General features: G+C 40.9%; 20 protein-coding genes and 1 tRNA gene. 2 read left to right on the top strand and 19 right to left on the bottom strand.

Features of this window, described 5'->3' with window-relative positions; translation table 11 throughout:
- Window positions 1-113: 113 nt before the first annotated feature.
- The 9 genes from DR864_RS26120 to murA all read right to left on the bottom strand — a co-directional run bounded on the left by DR864_RS26120 (window position 114) and on the right by murA (window position 9,486).
- Window positions 114-677, bottom strand: coding sequence for a hypothetical protein (locus DR864_RS26120; protein WP_114069728.1), 564 nt, complete (start codon window positions 675-677; stop codon window positions 114-116).
- Between the two features lie 42 nt (window positions 678-719).
- Complete coding sequence (locus tag DR864_RS26115) at window positions 720-1,391, bottom strand: C1q-like domain-containing protein (RefSeq protein WP_114069727.1); 672 nt, start codon at window positions 1,389-1,391, stop codon at window positions 720-722.
- A 160-nt stretch (window positions 1,392-1,551) separates the two neighbouring features.
- Entirely contained in the window at window positions 1,552-2,022 is a 471-nt protein-coding gene (locus DR864_RS26110) for a GNAT family N-acetyltransferase (RefSeq protein WP_229599478.1), read from the bottom strand.
- Window positions 2,006-3,040 carry a cytochrome d ubiquinol oxidase subunit II gene (cydB, locus tag DR864_RS26105; RefSeq protein WP_114069726.1) on the bottom strand — a complete coding sequence of 345 codons (1,035 nt, stop codon included), beginning with the start codon at window positions 3,038-3,040 and terminating at the stop codon, window positions 2,006-2,008. Before cydB ends, DR864_RS26110 begins: the two co-directional genes overlap by 17 nt.
- The gene (locus tag DR864_RS26100; protein ID WP_114069725.1) at window positions 3,040-4,419 is read right to left on the bottom strand and encodes a cytochrome ubiquinol oxidase subunit I; all 1,380 of its coding nucleotides are present in this window, start codon (window positions 4,417-4,419) and stop codon (window positions 3,040-3,042) included. The genes cydB and DR864_RS26100 overlap by 1 nt, the downstream gene beginning before the upstream one ends.
- A 119-nt stretch (window positions 4,420-4,538) precedes the next feature.
- Complete coding sequence (locus tag DR864_RS26095) at window positions 4,539-5,957, bottom strand: amidohydrolase family protein (RefSeq protein WP_114069724.1); 1,419 nt, start codon at window positions 5,955-5,957, stop codon at window positions 4,539-4,541.
- Window positions 5,958-5,970: 13 nt separating this feature from the next.
- A complete protein-coding gene (locus tag DR864_RS26090; protein ID WP_114069723.1) occupies window positions 5,971-7,218 on the bottom strand; it encodes an MFS transporter in 1,248 nt (415 codons plus the stop codon).
- A 61-nt stretch (window positions 7,219-7,279) separates the two neighbouring features.
- A complete protein-coding gene (locus DR864_RS26085; protein WP_114069722.1) occupies window positions 7,280-8,152 on the bottom strand; it encodes a histidine phosphatase family protein in 873 nt (290 codons plus the stop codon).
- A 26-nt stretch (window positions 8,153-8,178) separates the two neighbouring features.
- Window positions 8,179-9,486: a UDP-N-acetylglucosamine 1-carboxyvinyltransferase gene (murA, locus tag DR864_RS26080; protein WP_114069721.1), complete on the bottom strand. Its 1,308-nt coding sequence runs from the start codon at window positions 9,484-9,486 to the stop codon at window positions 8,179-8,181.
- A 102-nt stretch (window positions 9,487-9,588) separates the two neighbouring features.
- On the opposite strand from murA, the gene DR864_RS26075 reads away from it, so the two are divergent.
- A complete protein-coding gene (locus tag DR864_RS26075) occupies window positions 9,589-10,191 on the top strand; it encodes a pseudouridine synthase (protein WP_114070481.1) in 603 nt (200 codons plus the stop codon).
- Window positions 10,192-10,336: 145 nt separating this feature from the next.
- The gene (locus DR864_RS26070; protein WP_114069720.1) at window positions 10,337-12,430 is read left to right on the top strand and encodes a hypothetical protein; all 2,094 of its coding nucleotides are present in this window, start codon (window positions 10,337-10,339) and stop codon (window positions 12,428-12,430) included.
- A gap of 1,002 nt (window positions 12,431-13,432) precedes the next feature.
- Here the strand turns inward: DR864_RS26070 and DR864_RS30560 are convergent.
- From DR864_RS30560 to DR864_RS26020, 10 genes are all read right to left on the bottom strand, one after another.
- Window positions 13,433-13,648, bottom strand: coding sequence for an ATP-binding protein (locus DR864_RS30560; protein WP_162794139.1), 216 nt, complete (start codon window positions 13,646-13,648; stop codon window positions 13,433-13,435).
- Window positions 13,645-13,878: a hypothetical protein gene (locus tag DR864_RS26060; protein WP_114069718.1), complete on the bottom strand. Its 234-nt coding sequence runs from the start codon at window positions 13,876-13,878 to the stop codon at window positions 13,645-13,647. The genes DR864_RS30560 and DR864_RS26060 overlap by 4 nt, the downstream gene beginning before the upstream one ends.
- A 54-nt stretch (window positions 13,879-13,932) precedes the next feature.
- The gene (locus tag DR864_RS26055) at window positions 13,933-14,559 is read right to left on the bottom strand and encodes a LicD family protein (RefSeq protein ID WP_114069717.1); all 627 of its coding nucleotides are present in this window, start codon (window positions 14,557-14,559) and stop codon (window positions 13,933-13,935) included.
- The gene (locus DR864_RS26050) at window positions 14,556-15,254 is read right to left on the bottom strand and encodes a class I SAM-dependent methyltransferase (RefSeq protein WP_114069716.1); all 699 of its coding nucleotides are present in this window, start codon (window positions 15,252-15,254) and stop codon (window positions 14,556-14,558) included. Before DR864_RS26050 ends, DR864_RS26055 begins: the two co-directional genes overlap by 4 nt.
- A complete protein-coding gene (locus tag DR864_RS26045; protein WP_114069715.1) occupies window positions 15,251-17,041 on the bottom strand; it encodes an aminotransferase class I/II-fold pyridoxal phosphate-dependent enzyme in 1,791 nt (596 codons plus the stop codon). The genes DR864_RS26050 and DR864_RS26045 overlap by 4 nt, the downstream gene beginning before the upstream one ends.
- A 10-nt stretch (window positions 17,042-17,051) precedes the next feature.
- A complete protein-coding gene (locus tag DR864_RS26040) occupies window positions 17,052-18,278 on the bottom strand; it encodes an oligosaccharide flippase family protein (RefSeq protein WP_114069714.1) in 1,227 nt (408 codons plus the stop codon).
- A gap of 207 nt (window positions 18,279-18,485) precedes the next feature.
- On the bottom strand, window positions 18,486-19,739 hold the full coding sequence (locus DR864_RS26035; RefSeq protein ID WP_114069713.1) for a glycosyltransferase family 4 protein: 1,254 nt from the start codon (window positions 19,737-19,739) through the stop codon (window positions 18,486-18,488).
- 338 nt (window positions 19,740-20,077) lie between these two features.
- Window positions 20,078-20,314: a site-specific integrase gene (locus DR864_RS26030; RefSeq protein ID WP_114069712.1), complete on the bottom strand. Its 237-nt coding sequence runs from the start codon at window positions 20,312-20,314 to the stop codon at window positions 20,078-20,080.
- Complete coding sequence (locus DR864_RS26025) at window positions 20,311-21,297, bottom strand: site-specific integrase (protein WP_114069711.1); 987 nt, start codon at window positions 21,295-21,297, stop codon at window positions 20,311-20,313. Before DR864_RS26025 ends, DR864_RS26030 begins: the two co-directional genes overlap by 4 nt.
- A 111-nt stretch (window positions 21,298-21,408) precedes the next feature.
- Window positions 21,409-21,482: transfer RNA gene (locus DR864_RS26020), tRNA-Arg, on the bottom strand.
- Window positions 21,483-21,515: the final 33 nt, after the last annotated feature.

Raw genomic sequence — 21,515 nt, 5'->3', positions numbered from 1 at the left:
TTTAAAATTAGAAAGAGGATAGCACACAATACTCTGCCTGCATACTATTAAAAACAAAAATACTGCGCATTTTGATAAAATCAAGGCGAAGTAACTGAAAAGAAGAAAAGGCGTTATCCTATGAATATTTTCTTGAGGGCGCCCCACAAAGCACGTTTGTTTTTATCGTCGGTCTGGACAATATCCAACGACTCGGCCAACAAAAAGTTGACGCCCGAAATGCGTTTGGGGTCGTAGCGGTTCATCATTATTTCGAGGTTTATGTTGATAAACGGCACCCCAAAAGAAATAAAATGATGCACTGTTTTATTTTGCAGCAACGGCCGAAAATCCATTTGTTTTGCCCCTGCCAGATTGAGAATGTCCACACCTTCGAGGTTCAAATTGACCGCTTTCAGTACTTTTTCCAGAAAAATCGTATTACCAGCCGACATAGTCGGGGCTTCATCTACCAAAATAAGAATCTGATGATTGAGCGTCGGCAAAGGAACTGAAGTTGAAGCAGGCGGAGCAATCACCTTAGGAACTGAAACTGGAGCAAGTGGAACGGCAGACTCCTCCACGGCAATCACGGAAGAAGGAGACATTTCTTCCACGGATTCATTAACGGCAGTCTCCCCGTGTACCCGGTATAGGGTTTCGTTCTGATAAAGTAATTGATAAAACGACTTGCTCATGCTGCAAAGCTAAAAAGACTTGGGTAAAACTTCACCTGAAGGTTAATATTTAGTCACCAAATGTCCGCTAAATGTACACATTAAAGCCCCCATTTTTAGGTACTGGGCACCCGCAATATCTTCAAAAACAGCCACTTTTACTTTGTCGCCAGCCACCAATTTTAAATCACGACTTATCTGAAGAATGAAATTAGAATTTGCCACGGGAATATAGCTCGCTTGAGTTGCCACGGCATTATTAACCAACAATTGAATAATCGCAAAATTACTGCTAATGATTGTTGCCCCTGAAATATTCAACGATACGTACGCGTCAAAATGATAAATACCATCAAAAGGGGCTATAAATGTGTTAGGGTCTACTCCAGCTGCGGCTAAATTGAAGTTATTCCCAATGTCGTAAGATTCTGTTGTAAAGGGGACAATCGTGGTTCCACTGGTTTCTATGTTTAGCCCACCAATATTGGCAACTCCAAACGCTGGCGCATTCTGCGGCCCTGCTACTTCGGTGTTTATCCAAGCGGTTCCATTGCAATAATACATTTTATTGTCGGTGGTGTTGTAAACCATTCTTCCTTTGGTCGACGCCGAGCAACTTGGAAGTGAGGTTACTCGGGGCAAATCCAGTGCAGCGGGATCGATGGTAATTGATTGAGCAAATACTGAGCCGATAAACAGCAGCAAACAAACTGTAAGAATAGTAGTAGCTTTCATGGCGTTATGTTGAGTTTAAAGAAATGTTTCTTCAAACATAAAACCACTTAAAATCCACCACAAAAACTTCAAATTAAAGAGGAAGAATTATGAATTAAAACGTAGCAAATAGCGGGTTAGCCGTTGGCATTTACAGACAAAAACTTTAGTGATGAGATGGTCAGACGACCTGGTATTCCCATTCCCATACCTCGCCATCCTCTTCATCCCACACCGTACCAAGACATCTAAAACCGTTTTTCCGTAACACTTTCGTTGAAAAATTTTCTTCAGGCAATGTTCGGGCTGTAACAATAACCGACGGGTTTGTTTGAAGTGAAATCAGCACCAATTGTCGGCACATTTCAGAAGCAAAGCCTTGTTTTTGGTAGGAAAGGAATGTTCCATAGGCAATTTCTACTTTACCATTTTTCGGAGCACCTTTAAAGGCACAACTCCCTACCAATTTCCCATCTTGTTGGGCATAATAGCCAATCCAAGGAGGTGTATAGCCGATTCGGTTAAAGAAATCGATTGTGAACTCAATGGTCTCCCCACAGTCAGGATGGTCTGAGAAGTCTTGATTTTCTTCTTTCGTTTTTTTTATTGGCAACAACTCCATAGCCTTTTGATTTTCAATAACTTGTCTCATCCAGTTTTACTTTACCTCGAAAGGTCCAAAACACAAACGAAGTATAAACACCCACCAACGGTACCCCAATGGCCGCAAAGGTGAGCATGATTTTAAGGGATTTTTCGGTAGACGAACCATTATAAACCGTAATGTGCAGGTCGGGGTCAATCGTCGACAAAATGATATTTGGAAAAAGTCCAACCGCCACCAAAATTATCAGCATAGCCGTCACAAATGCCGACGAAAGAAAGGCAAAAAAGTACTTCCGGTAAGCAATCTGGCGGGTAATGTTGGCCACTGCCAAAATTGCCAACACCGGAAAGGCAAACATATAAGGCACTTCTTTGTAGCGCGTAATCATGTGTGGAATGTACAGCAACGTAGCCAACGATGTAATGGCAAACATCAGCACGAAGAAAATGGTGGTATTTTTGACCAAAATCGTGAGTTTGGCGTACAAGCGATTCTCGGTTTTCATTACCAAATAAATGGCTCCGTGCATCATAAACAACGCCAGCGTCGTGACCGCCACCAACAACGCATACGGATTAAACAAATCGAGTAAAGTGCCTTGGTAAGCGTAGTTTTGGTCAATCGCAATTCCCTGAATCACATTTCCCAAGACTAATCCCAACGCCAGCGCCAACAGAATGCTGGATATACTATAGGATACATCCCAAAGCCTACGCCACCAGTGCATAGGCTCTTTGGAACGAAATTCAATGGAAATAGCCCTGAAAATAAGCATTACCAAAAACACCATAAACAGTTCGTACAGCGCCGACAAGATGGTGGCGTAAACTACCGGAAAGCCCGCAAAAAGCGCTCCACCGCCGATCACCAACCACACTTCGTTGCCATCCCACACGGGCCCGATGGCATTGAGCGCGATGCGTCGACTTTCTTCTTTCTTAAAAAACAGGTGCAAAGCCCCCGCCCCGAGGTCAAAACCATCCAGAATAGCGTAACCGCTAAACACCGCACCGATGACCAAAAACCACCAAGTGGGCAAATCAAGACCGAGTATTGTTTCCATCAGTTTAAAATCGGGTTATCACGTTTGGAAGAATCAGGTATAGCTTCGGAGTGAGTATCGACGGGGCCGTGCTTAATTTTTTTGTTCAATAAATACAAAAACAAGACAAACAAAAGCGTGTAAACCAAGGTAAACATAATCAAAGAGAACAACACCTGCTCCGTTTTGAGGGACTGCGACAGCGCATCTGACGTACGCAACAAACCGTACACCACCCACGGTTGCCGCCCGATTTCGGCCGAATACCAACCGACCTGATTAGCGATTTGGGGCAACAGCACCGACCATGCAAATATCTGAAGCAGCCATTTTTGTTCGAACAATTTCCCCTTCCACCATAAAAAAACCGCCAATACTGAAAGACCAATCAATGCCATTCCGATGGCAACCATCAAGTGATAGGTCTGAAAAACGACATTAACCGCGCGGGAGGAAGGGCGGTCCTCTTTGGGAAAAGCGTCTAATCCTTTTACGGGCGTTGTAAAATCTTGATGAAGCAGAAAAGACAAACCTCCAGGGATTTTTAAACCCGTTATTTCTCGTTTGTCGGCGTTGGTCCAGCCCATCAGGTACATATCTGCCACGGCCGATGAATCATAATGTCCTTCAAAAGCAGCCAGTTTTGCAGGTTGGTGTTTGGCCACACCGTCGGCCGAGCGGTGGCCCGTAAACAATTGCATCAACGAAGCAACGGTGGCCACCGTCAGGGCGATTTTAAACCCTGCTTTGGCAATTTCGAGGTGGCGTTTTCGTAAAATATAATACGCGTTGACACTCAAAACCAAAAACGAACCCGCCAAAAAAGAGCCGATAATAACGTGCGAAAGGCGGTCTACGCTGGAAGGATTGAAGACCATTTCCCAAAAATCCGTGATGACGGCCCGCGCTTTCATGCCCTCTCCTTCGATACGATACCCTGCCGGCGTTTGTTGCCAAGAGTTGGCCACCACAATCCAAATAGCCGAAAACATTGACCCTAAAGCCACCATAATTGTTGAAAAAAAATGCACCCTTGGGCTTACACGATTCCAACCGAAAAGCAGAATTCCTAAAAAACCCGATTCGAGCGCAAAGGCAAAAATCCCTTCGGCCGCCAACGCGCTACCGAATATATCACCAACGTAGCGTGAATACACGGCCCAATTGGTGCCGAATTCAAATTCCATGACGATGCCCGTGGCGACACCGATTCCGAAAATCAAGGCAAAAATCTTAATCCAGAAGCGGGTCATTTGTTCGTAGATTTGTTTGCCAGTGCGGAGGTACATTCCTTCCATAATGACCAGAACAACACCTAAACCAATGCTCAGCGGAGGGTAGATATAATGGAAAGCAATGGTGAAAGCAAACTGTATGCGAGAGAGAATTTCTGTGTTCATAAGCGTGCTGTAAGTAACACTTAAAAGTACAACAAAAAGCCGCAGGCTGAACCAACCGGCGGCTTTTTGTGCGTCATAAACACGCTTGATTTATTATACGTACCGATTTTTGGGGGAGTTTATTTTGCCCTCTTTTTTACTTCATCCAAAATGGCATCAAGCGCGTTGCGGTCATACACTTCTCCCCGCAGAATCACCGTGTTAATCGCCTGAGTTGCTTCGATTTTCTCCAAAGGGTTTTGATTCAACAACACAATATCAGCACTTTTTCCTGCCGCAATATTCCCGTACTCTGGTTTGTTCAAAAATGTAGGACCTGGTATAATCGCCGATTGCAACGCCTGCAACGGTGTCAAGCCCGCTTTGACATAATGCTCCAGTTCTTTGTGCAATCCCAATCCCGGATACACGTACGAATTCAGAAAACCCGCATCTGTGCCCGCAATAATGGTCACGCCTGCTTTCAGGAGCAAAGGCAACAAAGAAGTCGTTTTAAAATATATCTCATGACGCTCCGTAATGGCATCGGGGCTATCCTGTGCCGCCCGCGTGACGCGCCACTCGTAGGTTTTCTTGAGTCCTTTGCCAATGTATTGCAGATACGCATCGTTTTGGTGATTATCTTGGTCCAGAAACGCGGTGCTTTGACTAATACTCAGGGTAGGAACCACAGCAGTGCCGTTTTTGGCCATGCGTCGATATACCTCCATGGCGGTATTTTCGTCAAAGCTCTGTAAAGCCATCGGAAGCGCCACGCGGTAAGCCAATTTTCCCGCCATTACTTTTTCCGAAATCTCTTTGTCGCGCGTGGAGCCTGCCTTCAAAACGTAACTCATGTGTTCTACCGAGCCTAACCCTGCCGCCGACACTTCGTCCATCGTCAACGCAAATGGTACGTGACCAGAGGTTTTAATGCCTCTTTTTTTGGCTTCGGCCAAAATATAGAGGTAAATCTCGGGCTTGATGGCGTTGTCAGTGATTTTGATAAAATTCACTTTCATTTTTTGCAGCGAATCCAGACTTTTATTCACTTCCTCTTTGCTACTGACTTCAATGTCGCCAATCCACGTCGACTTATAGCCTTCCAACTTCGGTCCAGAAGTAAACAATGTGGGGCCGAAAAGCGTACCATCGGCAATTTCTTTGCGCCATTGCAAAACACTCGGGCTCAAATCGGCTGCGGCATCTCGCACCGCCGTAATGCCGTGTGCTACGTACAGAGGTAACAAGTTTTTATTTTCTTGAATGAGCGTATCCCCTCCTCCAAAATGCACATGCATGTCCCAAAGACCTGGAATAATGAACTTGCCCGTGGCATCAATTACCTTTTTCGCCTGAAAATTCTTGGCCTGTGCTTCATCAAAAACCCCTACGATTTCCTTGCCTTTCACCACAATGATTTTCTTGGTAAGGAGTTTGCCCGTCTGAACTTCAATCAGGTTACCCGATTTAATCAGTACATCAACGGGTCTTTTTTGAGCAAAGCATAACAGAACGCAGTTTGCTAAAATGTGCGTTAACAGCAGTATTTTTTTCATAATAAAATGATTATCACGCTTTTTTTAAATCCACCGTCTTGGTTGGGTCAATTTTGAACCACAACAACGCGGCAACAAACAGACATCCCGAAATCAGGTACAATGGAATATTGAAGTTTTTGGTGCTTTCTACCACCGAGCCAAAAATAATGGTGATGAAAAAACCGCCCATTTGCCCCGCAAAGTTCATCGAACCCGCTACCGTTCCTGCATTACGTTTGCCAATATCGACACAGACCGCGAAGGAAACAGGCAACGCCAAATCTTTGGTCAATACACAAATGGCCAATAAATAACCCGCCAATTGATTATCCGGTGTAAGCCCAGCCGCCAGAAAGAAAATACTTGACAAGCCCAAACCCGTGATGGCAACGGCACGGCGCCCGATTTTTAGTCCGTATTTTTTGGTTAAAAAATCGCTCATCAATCCCCCCGCTACGCAACCAATGGCCCCCAAAAAGTACGACAGTGAAATAAAATTCTTGGATTGGTCTTCGGTCATGCCGCGCCCTTCCTGAAAATAAGTAGACGACCAATTGGTGAAGAAATACGCACCGTAAAAAAACAAATGACACATGAGCATCAGCGCCCAAATATCCGGATTGAGAATGATGGTTTTCCACGGAATGGCGTGGTCGGCGCGTTTGATATTACGGCCAGTCTCAATTTCTTCTACTTCTTCCGCCGAAATGCCTTCTTTCTCGGCAGGTTCGTCGCGAAACCAAGCGTACCAAGCCAACGCCCAAACCGCACCTACAACTCCCAACACCACAAACGACCAGCGCCAGCCCACTGCATGAACGAGCGGAATCACCAACAATGGCGTCAGCGCTCCACCGATGCGCCCAGCCGCCCAAATCACCGATTGTGCGCGACCGATTTCAACGGCGGGAAACCACCGCGAAATGGCAATCGTAGCGTTGGGATATGCCCCAGCTTCGCCCACGCCAAACAAAAAGCGCACCACGAGCAGGTAAATAAAACTGAAAGCGGTGCCTGTCAGGGCCGTAAAACCCGACCACCACAACACCACCCGAGTCAACACGCGACGGGGGCCGATGGAATCACCCATGGCCCCCGTCGGGATTTCAAACAAAGCATAAGCCAACGAAAATGCGCCCAAAATCCAGCCAAATTCTTCATTGTTTAAGCCTAAATCAGCTTTTACGTACTTACTGACCACGTTCATACAAACGCGGTCAAGAAAGGTAATAATCGAAAGTGCAAACAAAAAAGCTAAGGCACGGTAGCGATATTTCATTCGTTAGGAGGGGTGAGATTACAGAGGTTAGCGGTCAATGAGCCGAGCAAGTGTAAAATCATTATGGCGCTAATTCGGTCCACTCCGCTACTTTTATCTTGGCAATAAAACGTGCCGGCTGACCAGAAACTAATTGAAATACGGCCGCATCGCCCCAGTTAAGATCTGCCAGCGGCGCGGGCGATGGCAATATCCCCGTAAATCCTGTATGCCCTACCAACACCGCATTATTAGCATCTATGGACTGACTGTCAACCAGTTTTATCATATTTTCATACCGCTTCGCTTCATCATATACATAATAGGTCAACTCTTTGGTTTGCTGCGTGGGCACCCCTAGGCCCATCAAGTCGGCAGTGGTAAAGCACCGGCAAAACTCGCTAGAAAACACCCTGCTAACGGGTATTTCAAGATTTTTCAATGCTTTACCCGTAGCTTCCGCCTCTTTTTTGCCCAACTCGTTGAGTTGACGAGCCAGTTTTGAATCACAAGATTTCCACCAATTCGCCACTGTGGAGTTGGTTTGGTCAGACCCAACATCCGCCGCAGCGTGTCGAAATACCAATACATACCCTCCTTTTTGCAAGGGCCGTAGCACATCGGCACGCGGCGTAACGATTACTTTTATCACCAAGCTATCGTTGGCATTGTCTTCACTTTTGACCGTAATTCTCTGCGCTCCTACCAAACTCGGCGCGGTATAAACCAAAGAATCCTGAACCGTTTGCGTAGCTGTACCCGCCGTTGTTTTCCACGTTACACGCTGATTAAACTTAATACGAAGGCTACCCGACGGCAAAACGAGGGCTGTTTTGCCATCAAACCCAAACGCTTGCAGCGGCAAAACTGTGTCTTCCTTTTTACAGGCAACGATGCAAACCGTCAACACCAACGATGATAATAACCACAGTTTTTGATTTATCCCCTGCCTCATGATATATTTAAGATTTTGTAGGCTCGTTACAAACGCACGATTTCTGCCCCAATGGCATTCAAGCGCGTATCAATGTTTTGATAACCACGGTCTATTTGCTCAATATTATCAATAATGCTCACTCCCTGCGCCGACATGGCGGCAATCAACAACGATACCCCCGCCCGAATATCAGGAGAAGTCATGCGAATACCTCGAAGTTGCGTGGCTCTGTTCAGCCCCACGACCGTAGCGCGGTGCGGGTCGCAAAGGATAATCTGAGCGCCCATTTCGATGAGTTTATCGACGAAAAACAGGCGACTTTCAAACATTTTTTGGTGAATCAATACCGTTCCCTTGGCCTGAATAGCCGTTACCAGGACAATACTTAATAAATCTGGGGTGAAGCCTGGCCAAGGCGCATCTGCCACCACCAACATAGACCCGTCGATAAACGATTCGACTTCGTAATGGTCTTGCGCAGGAATAAAAATATCGTCGCCGCGAAACTCCATCTGGATTCCGAGTTTTTGAAAAACGCCAGGAATGACGCCCAAATCAGGAATGGAGCAATTTTTGATGGTCAATTCGCTCTTTGTCATGGCGGCCATACCGATAAACGATCCGATTTCAATCATGTCGGGGAGCATGGTATGCTCCGTACCATTCAATGATGATACCCCGTCAATGGTCAATAAATTTGACCCTACGCCGCTGATTTTTGCCCCCATGCGGTTGAGCATCTTGCACAATTGCTGAAGGTACGGCTCACAAGCTGCGTTATAAATCGTGGTGATACCTTCGGCCATGACCGCCGCCATCAGGATATTGGCTGTACCCGTTACGGAGGCTTCGTCAAGAAGCATATAGGTGCCGTGCAGTCCGCTGGCGTCTACCTGATAAAAACCGCCATCGTTAGGGTCGTAATCAAATTTTGCGCCCAAGCGTTCAAAGCCTAAAAAGTGCGTATCCAAGCGCCGACGACCGATTTTATCACCACCCGGACGCGGAATACGGCCTTTTTTGAAACGTGCCAACATCGGTCCCAACAACATCACCGAACCCCGCAGGGCCGCCGCTTTTTGGCGGTACATTTCGGTTTCCATGAATTCGAGATGCACGTCAGAGGCTTCGAATCGAATGGAGCTGTTGCTCAAACGGGTACGTTTTACGCCCAAATCACCCAATAAATCAATGAGTTGATTGACATCGCGAATATTGGGAATATTATGAATCGTAACAGGTTCTTTCGTCAACAACACTGCACAAAGTATCTGCAGTGCTTCGTTTTTGGCACCTTGCGGGGTGATTTCACCTTTCATCTGACGACCGCCTGCTATTTTGAATGAAGCCATATTGGGGGACTTGCGTTAGGAATTAAAGAGGATTCGTTAATTATTATTTGTTTTGTGCAAAGCTATCAATTTTTGAAAAAAGATAGCAAAAAAACACGCTCTATGATTCCTGTATTGCACCGCTATTTTATTGTCAACAAACCCTACGATATGCACTCCCAATTTACGGGCGTGGAAGGTCGGCCCATGCTAGGCGATTTAGGCTATCCTTTTCCCGAAGGCACCCATTGCATCGGGCGGCTCGACCACAACTCTGAGGGTTTATTGATTTTAACGACCAACAAAAAAATTACTCACCTGCTCTTTAAAGGCAAAAAACCGCACCGACGAACTTATTTATTGCAGGTGTATCGGGAAGTAAAACCCGAAACGCTGGAAGAACTCAAAAACGGGGTAGTGATTCGGGTCAAAGACAACGGAATCTACAAAACCGCTCCCTGTGAAGCGAAAATCATTGAAAAACCTGCCAATTTGTTTCAAAGCGGCTGGGAATACCCAGACAACATTCCGCACACGTGGCTCTTGATGACCCTGACGGAAGGCAAATTTCGTCAAATCCGCAAAATGATGACCGCCGTAAAGCACCGCTGTCTGCGCCTGATTCGGATCTCAATCGAAAACTTAGCCCTCGACACCCTCCAGCCTGGTGAAGTACAAGAAATTCCCGAAGTGGAGTTTTTTGAGCGGGTTTTCGGGAAAGAATAAAAAAGACGCGCAAATAGGCTTTATGTGGCCATTTATACCCTTTTGAGCGTTCAAAACCCCAAGTAGCAGAGCGTTCTACCTACTTATTTCAGTAGTTGAAGCTGATTGGTATAGTTCCTACTTTTGAACCAAACCAATTACTTCGATGAAAAAGCTTATACTCTACGCTTGTATGTTGATAAGTTCAACGGTTTATTCTCAAATAAACATCATTCAAAAAACCAATGCAGGAATTACCATCAGCCCAAACGGCATTAGGGGTAGCCTGCCACTAAGTACCGCCGAAGATTCTACCAATATTTCGATGGGTGAAAATGCGCTGAAAAACAATATAAATTCAAAAAGAAACATTGCCATCGGTAAAGACGCCCTGATGACGTATTCCAAAGCCTTCAACTCCACCGATTTATTGAATTCATCGCAGTTGGCCATTGGTTTTGAAGCCCTTCGCAACTACAACACCACCAGTACAGCGCTCAATATCGCCATCGGTACGCGCGCTATGGGCGGCATCACGCAAGACGGCGGCAGCGTGGCAATCGGGCATTTTTCGATGGAAAACAACCGGGGCGGCGGCACCGTCGCCATCGGACATCGGACGTTAAGCGCGGGAAGCACGGATACTGACCAAGGCGTTTTTATCGGAAACAGCGCCGGCTCTTTTGCCCCTAGCGGCACTGGAACCGTAGCGGTCGGCCATTCGGCCATGAATTATGGCGGCGGTGGCAACAACACCATCATTGGGAGCGGAGCAGGCGGCGGCACCAGTACTTCTTCCAAAATTGGCAGTGGCAACATCATGATTGGCTCCAATGCTGGCAAACTAGAAACGGGCGATGATAAACTATACATCGAGAATACCAGCGGAACTAATCCATTGATTGGCGGCAATTTTTCAACCGACCGCGTGGGTATCAATCGCCCAATCAGCGACATCGATGCCACGCCATTTACGTTGCAGGTAGGTGGCAATGCTCTGGTGACCAACGGGATAAAACTAACCAATATCGGCGAAGCCGATGGCCGCTTTCTAAAATCAGACGCTGCCGGCAATGCCTCTTGGGCGCCTATCAACTCTCTATGGACACTGGCAGGAATTGGAGGCAACGAAATAAGAAATACAAACCCTGGCGGATTTTGGTCAGACAATCCCGCCACCGTAGCTTGGTTGGCCAGCGACATCACCAATCCCCCTACAGCTCCCATTTTGGGCAGCGGTACGCGCATGATGTGGATTCCCTCCCGGAGCGCTTTCCGGTGCGGCTCCGTCGACAACACCAACTGGGACCCAGCCTTCATCGGACTTCATTCGTTTGCATCAGGCTATAACTCAATGGCTACGGGGCGCGGCAACATTGCGATGGGGTTTAATGCCATTTCTGACGGCACGTCCAATACCATTGCGTTCGGTGAAAATACGCGAGCCTCTGGCACCAACGCCTGTGCCATCGGCAACGGTGTCAACGCCAATTCATTTTATTCCACAGTCGTGGGTTCTTTTAATATTCTACCCTTCGCAGAACCCAGCACTTGGGTAGGTACTGACCCCCTGTTTACGATTGGATCGGGCCAAAATGAGTTAAACCGCAGGAACGGCTTGCTGATGCTTAAAAATGGAAAAACGGCCATCGGGAATATCATCCCCGAATCTTTTCTACACGTTTTTGAAAGTGAATCGAGCGCTGCTCCAAGCCCAAACGCCATTGCAACTTTCGAAAAAAATGGGAACGGATATATTTCTCTCCTGACCCCCGAAGCCAGCGAAAATGGCATCACCTTTGGGCTACCCTCCAGCGGCGTGAGCGGAGGAATCATTTATAACCCAGCAGGTACTAAAAGCATGCAATTCCGCACGGGCGGCAATACCACCCGCATGACCATCCTTTCCAATGGCAACGTAGGTATCGGTGCTACTACCGCCGCCGCCAAGCTAGACGTAAGCGGCACGGTAAAAATTGGAACCAACGGAAGCGCCCTAGACGAAATCATCAAAATAAGCGAAGCGGCCGATTTGCCGAGCATCGCTGCCAGTGGTAGTTTTTCTCAAACATTTACCGTGACCAACGCCCAGACTGGCTCCACGGTCTATATTTCACCAGATACCGACCTGACCAATGGCATCATCATCGCCTACGCCCGGGTTTCTGCCTCCAATACGGTTTCTGTAAAATTTAACAATGTATCCGCTGCCCCCATCGACCTAGCTAATACAAAATTCCATATTACGGTGATTCGATAACCCCCATTTATCTCAATTTGGGCGTTTTTAAACACTAAAAACCCGCAAAAACGATGCTTTTGCGGGTTTTTAGTGTTGCCAGCTTTGGTGTCAAAAGCCGCAGTAAGGTGTGTTTTTAGGCCCTAATGCTCAGTGCCAACGTCGTGGTTGATTACCGACGGATTGGAATGAGCGCAAGCGATTTGCTGAGCCGCGCGTAAGGATTACAAATGTCAAAAATCATTATGAGTAACCCGATAGCAAGCACGGCTGAATTTTCTAGTGTGAGTATCATCTTATTTGGTTTACTGTTAAAAAAATCGTGAGAAAAATTGAATGGTCTACCTTTAACTTGCCTTGACTGTTACCTTTCCTTAACAGGAAAAAAAGCGGGCGGCCTTTCAATGATTTGCTTAAAGTTACTTGGTTATTAATGAATTAACTAACGATTCGCCAACTTAAATGACACAAACGCTAAATTCCTGCGCCCCAAATTCACAATAAACTATCAATCAACTGATTGACAATCTGAAAACTTCTGTTTTTGGAAAAAGAACATTTAACAAAACTTTAATTTTCTCTCCGTCTTTGCCGCGAAGAGCTCTATCATTACTATAACGCTATGGGAAGGGCTTTGTTTCTCAGAGAGGGGATAAAATTCTTTGTGGACAACTGAACAAAACTATAGCCTAAGTATTAGTGCCTTTTTAGATTTTTTTGTAGACTCATAGTAAGCACATAATGCATTATTAATCAGAGATTTAATACTTTCATGGATACATGAGTACAAAATCAGGTTGAATTGACCAATTTACGGTTTTAAGCTTTCAGCGCTTTGTCGCTGTTATCAGGTTGAGTCCAGAACCTGCCAAAGTCTTCCTTTATCCGCACCAATCTGTTCAATTTTGTATTCTTTTTTAAGTTTATCAATGGTTCGTTCCACAGAGCGAATTGATTTACCAATCTACTTGGCCAGCTCAGGCCTTGTTATTTCAGGATTTGCCTTCATTAACTCCAAAATCTTCACCGACGTTTTCTCGTTTTCCTCCGAATTTTCACCGCCGTAAAATGCACATCTATCCCACCCCAGTAAAATTTATACACAGGAGTCGGGACGTGTGCTTTTTCGCATTCGTTGAGGATTTTGTAAATACCCCTCCCCCACGACTCAATTATTCCAGCCCTGAAAAACGTATTGACAATATCGGGATTATTGGGACTGGAAGAATGAATAATCAAAATTTCTCAACGCTCCAGCCTTCTGGAATATGGACCGTATTCCACAATGACAGCTTATGATAGACCTTAATGGGGTTGCCACTGCTGTAATCTTTGTGCGCTACGGCATTGAGCAAGGCTTTGCGCAGCGCAGCTTCGGGAAAAGGGTAGGTTACCAGTATAAAAAAATACGACTTTCCTGTATCTGAAATGGTATCAGATACAGGAAAGCCTCCATCGGTAGTTTTCAAAAACTAAACAAATAGTTTGAAATGGGAAATTCTAGTCCAATTGCTATGAAAACATCAGCTTTTAAGTTGTTTTAGTAAAGAGTATAAACCATAAAAGTGTTTTCGAGAAAAAGCCTTTATTTTTTGGTAAAATGTAAAATCTAAACCGTGTAGATTTGGTATAGGAGTTCTCCAATTTCTACCATAGTAATGTTCAAGATAACCTTCAAAATCTTGAGGAATAGTAAAGAACTCCCCTAAAAAATTGTACGTTGATGTTTTTTCTAAAAACCTACTGTATGTATAATAAATATCAATCTTTCGATAGATAAAGAAATATTTCTTAAAAAAATATACGTCGATATACTCTTCATTTCTAATTAGTGATATCAAATCATTTTCATACCTCCCAACAACGAATCCGTTATTTCTAAATTCAAACAATAAATCTAAAAACAAAGCCCTATTTTCTTCTAAAACAATAACATCAGTGTCAAAATCATGTTCAATGAAATTTCCTTCACGAATGGCGCCAAGAAGCGTTCCGTATGCCAACATGAATTTAACATTACTTTTATCCATAATTTCTTTGAATAAAAACAAGTTTTCTTTAGCAATATCACGGTTAATCTTTTTTGATCCATAATTGAACATTGGTCTTTCATAAAAGAATTCACCTTTGGAAGTAATTATTGTTGTCATAAAATTAAGCAATCAAATCTAAATTCATTTTGTGGGAACTTTGGCATGCTATGAGGCAAGAAGAACACTTTTCTTTTGGGAGATAGCCTATGAAGTTCATATAAAATCCATGATTTTGAGAAATATAAAATATCTAATCCATCATATTTTTCTTTATACTCTTGATCTGTTAATGCACCCATTCTAAATGCCTCTGATTCTTTTTTAAAGATGATGTCTGGCAAAGCTGTAATTAAAACTTTACTCTCAGACTTCGTGACAGTTTCCAAAACAGCACTTACATACTCATAACTTGGAAAATAATGAAAAACATGGTTTGCAATAATACAATCAGACTTAATTTCTTCTAAATCAATAGCATCACATACCTGAAAGCTTGCTGAGCTATTAGGCATTGATTTCTTTGCAATTTCAATCAATGGCGGAGAGAAATCTATACCACCAACACGAAATCCTTTTTCACAAAGTACATAAACAAAAGCTCCACATCCACATCCAATCTCAAATACTGTTTCATCAACCGTCAAATCTAAATTCTTGATACAATTGTTTACATAATCTCTCCAATCTAACTCTGTCATTTTTCCCAAAGGTGTATCAAATCCATCCATCTTGATTAAACTTTCAAGAATGGTTTCGCTTTGTTCTTGAACAAACTGTCTTTTAGACCATACTTCTTGCCATTTATTTTTCATTGTGTAGAAAGGGATAACGTTTTCAAAGCATTAATCAACAATTCATTTTCTTGAGGTAATCTTACTGCTACACGAAAATAATAGTTATTGTTTTTAAATTTAGAGCTAACATTTTTGATATAAATATTATGTTTATTAAGCAATATATCGTCCAGATTTGCAATCATATCATTTTCTTTCGAAATTTCGAAAAGAATAAAATTTGAATGAGAATCAAAAACGTTTTTTAAATACGGGATTGTTTTTAATTTTTCGATAAAAACATCTCGATCAGTTTTTGTTTGTTCAAAAGATTGCTTGAGACTTCTTTTATTTTTCAAAATTATTTCCAAGTAAAACTCAGCTATTGAATTCATGTTCCATATCGGAATTTCATCGGATATGGTTTTAGATAGTTCTGTATTTGTTGTATAAACAAATCCAATGCGAATTCCAGGCAATCCATAGCTTTTACTCATACTCCTAATGACTATTACATTATTTTTAGGTTCTGTTTCAAGTAAGCTAATAATTGATTTCTCATTTGAGAATTCAATAAAAGATTCATCAATAATGAATTTTTTATTGGGATAGGTATTGACAAGTTTCCAGATAATATTTGATTCAATTATTGAGCCAGTTGGATTATTTGGATTCACAAATACGACAACTTCACTCCCTTCAATTTTTGAGCGGATTTCCTCTTTTTTAAACTCTAATGTAATATCATACGTCTCAAAATTATTAAAAATTCTATAGTATTCACCAAATGTTGGATTAGGAATCAATCCTTTTTTATCTCTCCAAATATTTTTTAAAATAGGATAAATCTGGCTAGCTCCATTTAGTGCGATGAGGTTTTCGCTACTATACTGCAACACATAAGAAAGCTTTTGATTCAAATTTCTCTGTTTAGAACCATAGTTTTGCAGCAAATTGGGCATATGGTTTTTAAGCTCAGCCATAACAGACTTGCTCGGGAAATACACATTTCTAATAAAACAAAAATCAATAATATCAAAATGCCAGTATCCGCCAAAATTCTTGTTTAGAATATTAATTCTTTCATCAGTATTAAATTGAAACAAAGCATTTTCCAAATCATTTGGATCATCTACTTCAAACCAGTCGTTGTTGTCAATTATTTCTGCAAAAACATCTTGTCTTTGCATGTAAATAATAATTCCTAATATAAGTTCATAATAACAGTTGTCATCTACTGATCTGGCATAATGTATCAACAATTTTTTAAACTCCTTTTGACAAAATTCCTTTGAAAATTTATAGATATTTAAAGTTTTAAATTTGTCAAATAAATTAAAGTTTTCGTCATGTAAATGAGGGGGGAAAATATTTACAATTTTTTGACTTGAAAGTTGTACAACGGTGCCATCCATTCCTATTTTATATGGAGATACCAATGCAACGTTCTCATAGTTTGAGTTTATTGCCTGATTTAGTACATGTTTATTATAAATTAAATCGGACTCTATAAGTAAAATATCGTCATCTATTAATGTTTGTTCAAATGCAAGTGCAAGTGAAAATATATTATTGGTTTCTCTATATCTATTGTTATGGACATACTCGACTATTAAGTTTTTATGATTTTCATTGATATGTCTTTTAAGTTGCTGATCTAAATAACCAGTAACAATTACTACTTTTAAAATATTATTATTATTCAATGAATTTAAAATTCTATCAATAATCGTTTCACTGCCTACTTTCAAAAGTGTTTTATGGGTACCATTGGTCAATGGACTCATTCTATTTCCGTATCCCGCACATAGTATAATTGCTTTCATAATTGTTAACTTATTTTTTTAATATTTGGTATTTAGAGATAAAATATAAACGAATTAAAAAGGCAATCATCTCGTAAATACATACTGATATACTTAATAGCAAGATATTTTTTGTTAATATTGTAGCTAACACGATATAAAATAAATAAAAAATTGATGCATAAATCAGACTAAAATTGGCTTCATTCGCATAGCCCCATGCTCCGAGAAGTGGATAGCCTATCAAGGAACTAATATTTGCAATTAGAATACACCAAAGAACACTATCATAAATATCAAAAAGAATTGGAGAATCTGATTTAAAAAAAAAGAACAATATTTGCCCTTTAAAAGTATATATAAAAAATAAAAATAGTACGGATGATAAAACCGTATATTTTAATACATTCAAAAAAAGATTTACATCTTTTTTTCTTGACATCAACGGATACAAAGCCTGCGATCCAATGCCGCCTATTGAAATAGAAGTTGCAAAAATTTTATCGACTATTGAGTAATATCCAACCAATGTGCTTGAAAAATTAAGGCCAATAAAAATAGTAGCAAAATACCTACTTCCGTCATTAGCTATTCGTGAAAGAAAATAATTTTTACTATTTAAAAAAACAGACAATATGGTTTTTTGAGAAGGAATACTAAGTGGGATCTTAAAAAACAATATACTCCAAATGAATCCAAATACTCCTCCAATTATACCTACAATGCAATTAAACAGAAGGACTAAATGATAACACGTTTTTTCTTTTACATAAATAAATATTAGAAGTGTTATGGCTATTTTAGTTGTTAGGTTGAAGAATGTAATAAACTTCATTTGTTCCATCCCCAAAAAGAGCCACGTTGGAAAAAGAATCACTCCAACCACATTTCCAATAGAATACAGCAAAAGTGTTTTTACATTATATAATGTAGGTAAATAAATAGTTAATATCATTATACCTAATAGACTAAAAATAAAAAGGAAAAATTTTAATATCATAACTGAATAAAAATAATTTGATATAACTATCACATCATTTTTATTTTTAGCAATTTCAGGAGTAACAGACAAATCAAACCCAAAATTTATTATGATTATCATAAAAGAAGCAATAGCTTGTGAGAGACTTATTTCACCAAAATAGCTAGTGCCAACTATTTTAACGATGTAAGGAAATGTTAAAATAGGGAATGCAAGATTAACCACCTGCAATAGTGTCAAATATCCAAAATTACGAATAAGTTTTCGAGTCTCCATATTTTTATTCTAATAATAACCATAACGAAACTCTTTGTATTGCTGTAGTCCACATTATTAAATATTATATTTAGTGATTTTATTTTTTTAAAGTTTGGTGAATCTTAGAAAATACTTGAAATTATATTTGCTCAAATCCTTTTTTGATTGCAACTATTATTTAAACATCTTTTAAGAATTATAATATTTGCAATAATCAATCATCCATTAATTTTCAAGAATCTCATTATACAAACTCCAGTAATCCTCCTTGAATTTTTGCCAAGAGAAATTTTGGGCTTGGATCAATGATTTATTGGCTAAATCTGCTCTCAAATCTGTATTTTTATAGAGTTTTAGCATACTTTCAGCGATAGCATCTTCGTCTTTGGCGTTGACCAATAACCCTGCTTCGCCTACAACTTCGGGCAACGAACTATTGTCAGAAGTAATCACTGGAACACCGCATTGCATCGCTTCGAGAGGTGGCAATCCGAAACCTTCATACAAAGACGGGTAGGCGAATCCCAAAGCCCCAGAATAGATTGCTGCCAAGTCTTCATCTTCTACAAAGCCAGTGATGACGACCTGCTTTTTTAATGATTTATTTGCTTTTAATGAATCAAATAATTTACCAATTTTCCAGCCTTCTGAACCTACCAAAACTAATTGCAAATCTTTCAGATTCTCTTGCTCAATTAGTTTGGCAAAAGCCCTAATCGTTCGATTGATATTTTTACGAGGCTCTAAGGTCGAAACTAACAAAAAATAAGGCTTTTCGTTATCAATTTGATACTTTTTGAGTACATTTTTGATTCGACTTTGATCTTTTTCATGATAAAAAATCGTCGAATCTGCTGCTAATGGAATCACAGAAACTCTTGCAGGATTTACCTTCGGATGGTGACTCAATAAATCGTTTTTTGCACTCTCAGAAACACAACTAACAAAGGTTTCTTCATCAATTCCATTTAAGGTTTTATTCATTCTGATTGAATTACTTCCACCCAAATATTCGGGAAGTATTTTAGGAATCAAATCATGAATCGTAATTAGTTTTTTAATTGAATTTCGCTCTAAAATTTTAGTAGGAATAGGGTGAAATGGCGAATGAAATAAATCGTATTTTTTCAACTCATTTGCGTCATATTGATAGCTATTTATAGAATATAAACCTGATTTCCAGTAAGCAAAACGAATGCCTTCCTCAACAAAATTACTTTTGGGTATAAGCGAAAATAATGGTTTCAAAAATTTCGCTTTTCTTTGGCTTTTTTTGGAATTCACACATCGAAAATCATTTTTTTCAAGAAAACTCATCAAAGCAGGCAAACCATCTGTCGAAGCAAGGGCAATCTCACAATCCTTATTTTTTAGGTTTTCTAGAATCTGCTGGGCTACTCTAAAAACCCCTGTTTTTGAATTCAAATTTCTTTTAGAATAAGCGTTAGCAATTACTGTTGCCTCGTAAATTATTTTCATTGTTTATCTGAATAATGGATGAAATATCTAAAGAAAGAAGTAATATTTAAGTCAATAACTTTGTTGTGATTTTTGACGATGAAAGTATTAGAACTCATTTCTCTATACTTTTACTACTGCGAATCCCATAATAAAGACCATCGATGATTATTATAGAGATACTCGAAGCCATCTAATGTTGGATTTGCATTGATTGGAGTTACAATAAAATCACAAACTAAACATGTTGACTGTTCAACATTATCCATTAAATAATTATATAGTCCCATTTTTAAGCATTCTATACTGATTAAATTTTATTGTTAATGATCTAGGAAATTGAGTACACAGATTTAATATTAAAAGTCAATCTCCAAAAAAAGTATCAACCAGAGTGTCGTTTTCTGCCTGTGTAGCATCTTGAAGTAGGCAGTAGCGATGGCAATCGAACTGTGGTCCAGAGCAGCCGATACGGCAGCTACATAACCGCCTGTTTTTTGCTTTGCGATTTCGGCAAAACTATGCCTTGCGATATGCGTAGTTAATTTACTTACGCCGATCATGGACGCAATATCTTTAAGTTCGTTATTAATCACTGAGGTAGCCGTTCTAATTTTTTGCGCCAAACATCATCAGCAAATTGGCTTTCTTTCAAATCTTTCAGGAAAGGGAAGATATTTTCAGTTGGCTTTTGTCTTGGCTTACGGTATATGTTGAGTATTTCAGCCGCTTTTTGGATGATCTTTTTACTTCGGCTCTTTTCAGTTTTGGATGCTTTGTATTCAAGGCGCCCATTGATGATATTGGCCCATTTTAACTGCAACGCGTCAGAAACCCGCATCCCTTGCAGGTAAAAAGAAAATAGGAAGAAATTATGTGCTTGAAATTTATTAGTGCCAGGGCGAAGGTTGAGCTTTTCAAGCAAGGCAATTTGCTCTATCGTTAAGCGCGTCCTGACCGACTTTGCTTTTTTGCCCTCATACCGCATCCAAGGCGACATTTTATCAGGCTCAAATAATCCTGACTTGATAGCCTCATTATAGGATGCCTTTAACGGTTTGAGGTTGTTATAAATGGTGTTGGTGGCATTGCTGAGCTTTTTCAAGTATCGTTCATAGTCTTTTATCCAATCGTAATCAATTTCCTCAAAAAGTAAGTCTTTCCCTTTAAGGTATACGTCAAGATTGCTTAGTACCGATTTACAGGCGCTACGGCTACTTGGATTTGTGATCTGTTGAGCACGAAGTTTACTGTACTGCACAAAACTCTCTCCCGCTATTTCCTTTTTTAACTGTTTTTGAAGGGTCGAGGCGGTCACTTTTCTACTCGTAACTTGGCTTTTGAGGTAGGTGCGTTCAACCTCCAGCAACTTTGACTTGATTGTGTTATTAATTTGAGAATGCAATGGGTGCGTTCTTCTTACTTCCTTTTTTTCATCATTCCAGTGAATTTTTTGGACCGAAAAACCGACTGCAACCCGAAGCTTTTTTTTGGCTTGCGTAATTCTTAGTTGAATGTTTTGCGTACCGTCTTTTTTGACGCGATTGTCCAAGTCTACATGGAATGTTATTTTGCCCATTTATCTGAAACTTTTCTGAATAGCTGAGAATTGCACAGAACTAAAAAACCGCTTCTACATAGCGTAGAAGCGGTTTTTATTGTTATCAGATCGCATCAGATGTGCAAAGTGTGGACGCGTAGGGATTCGAACCCCAAACCTCCTGATCCGTAGTCAGGTGCTCTATCCAATTGAGCTACGCATCCGATTCATTGTGTTTCCCATTGTTTTGGGACTGC

Origin of the sequence: Runella rosea, from assembly GCF_003325355.1 — a bacterium.
GTDB classification, from domain to species: Bacteria; Bacteroidota; Bacteroidia; order Cytophagales; family Spirosomataceae; genus Runella; species Runella rosea.
Note: the sequence above shows the minus strand (reverse complement) of the source record. Positions and strands in the feature narration are given on the sequence as shown.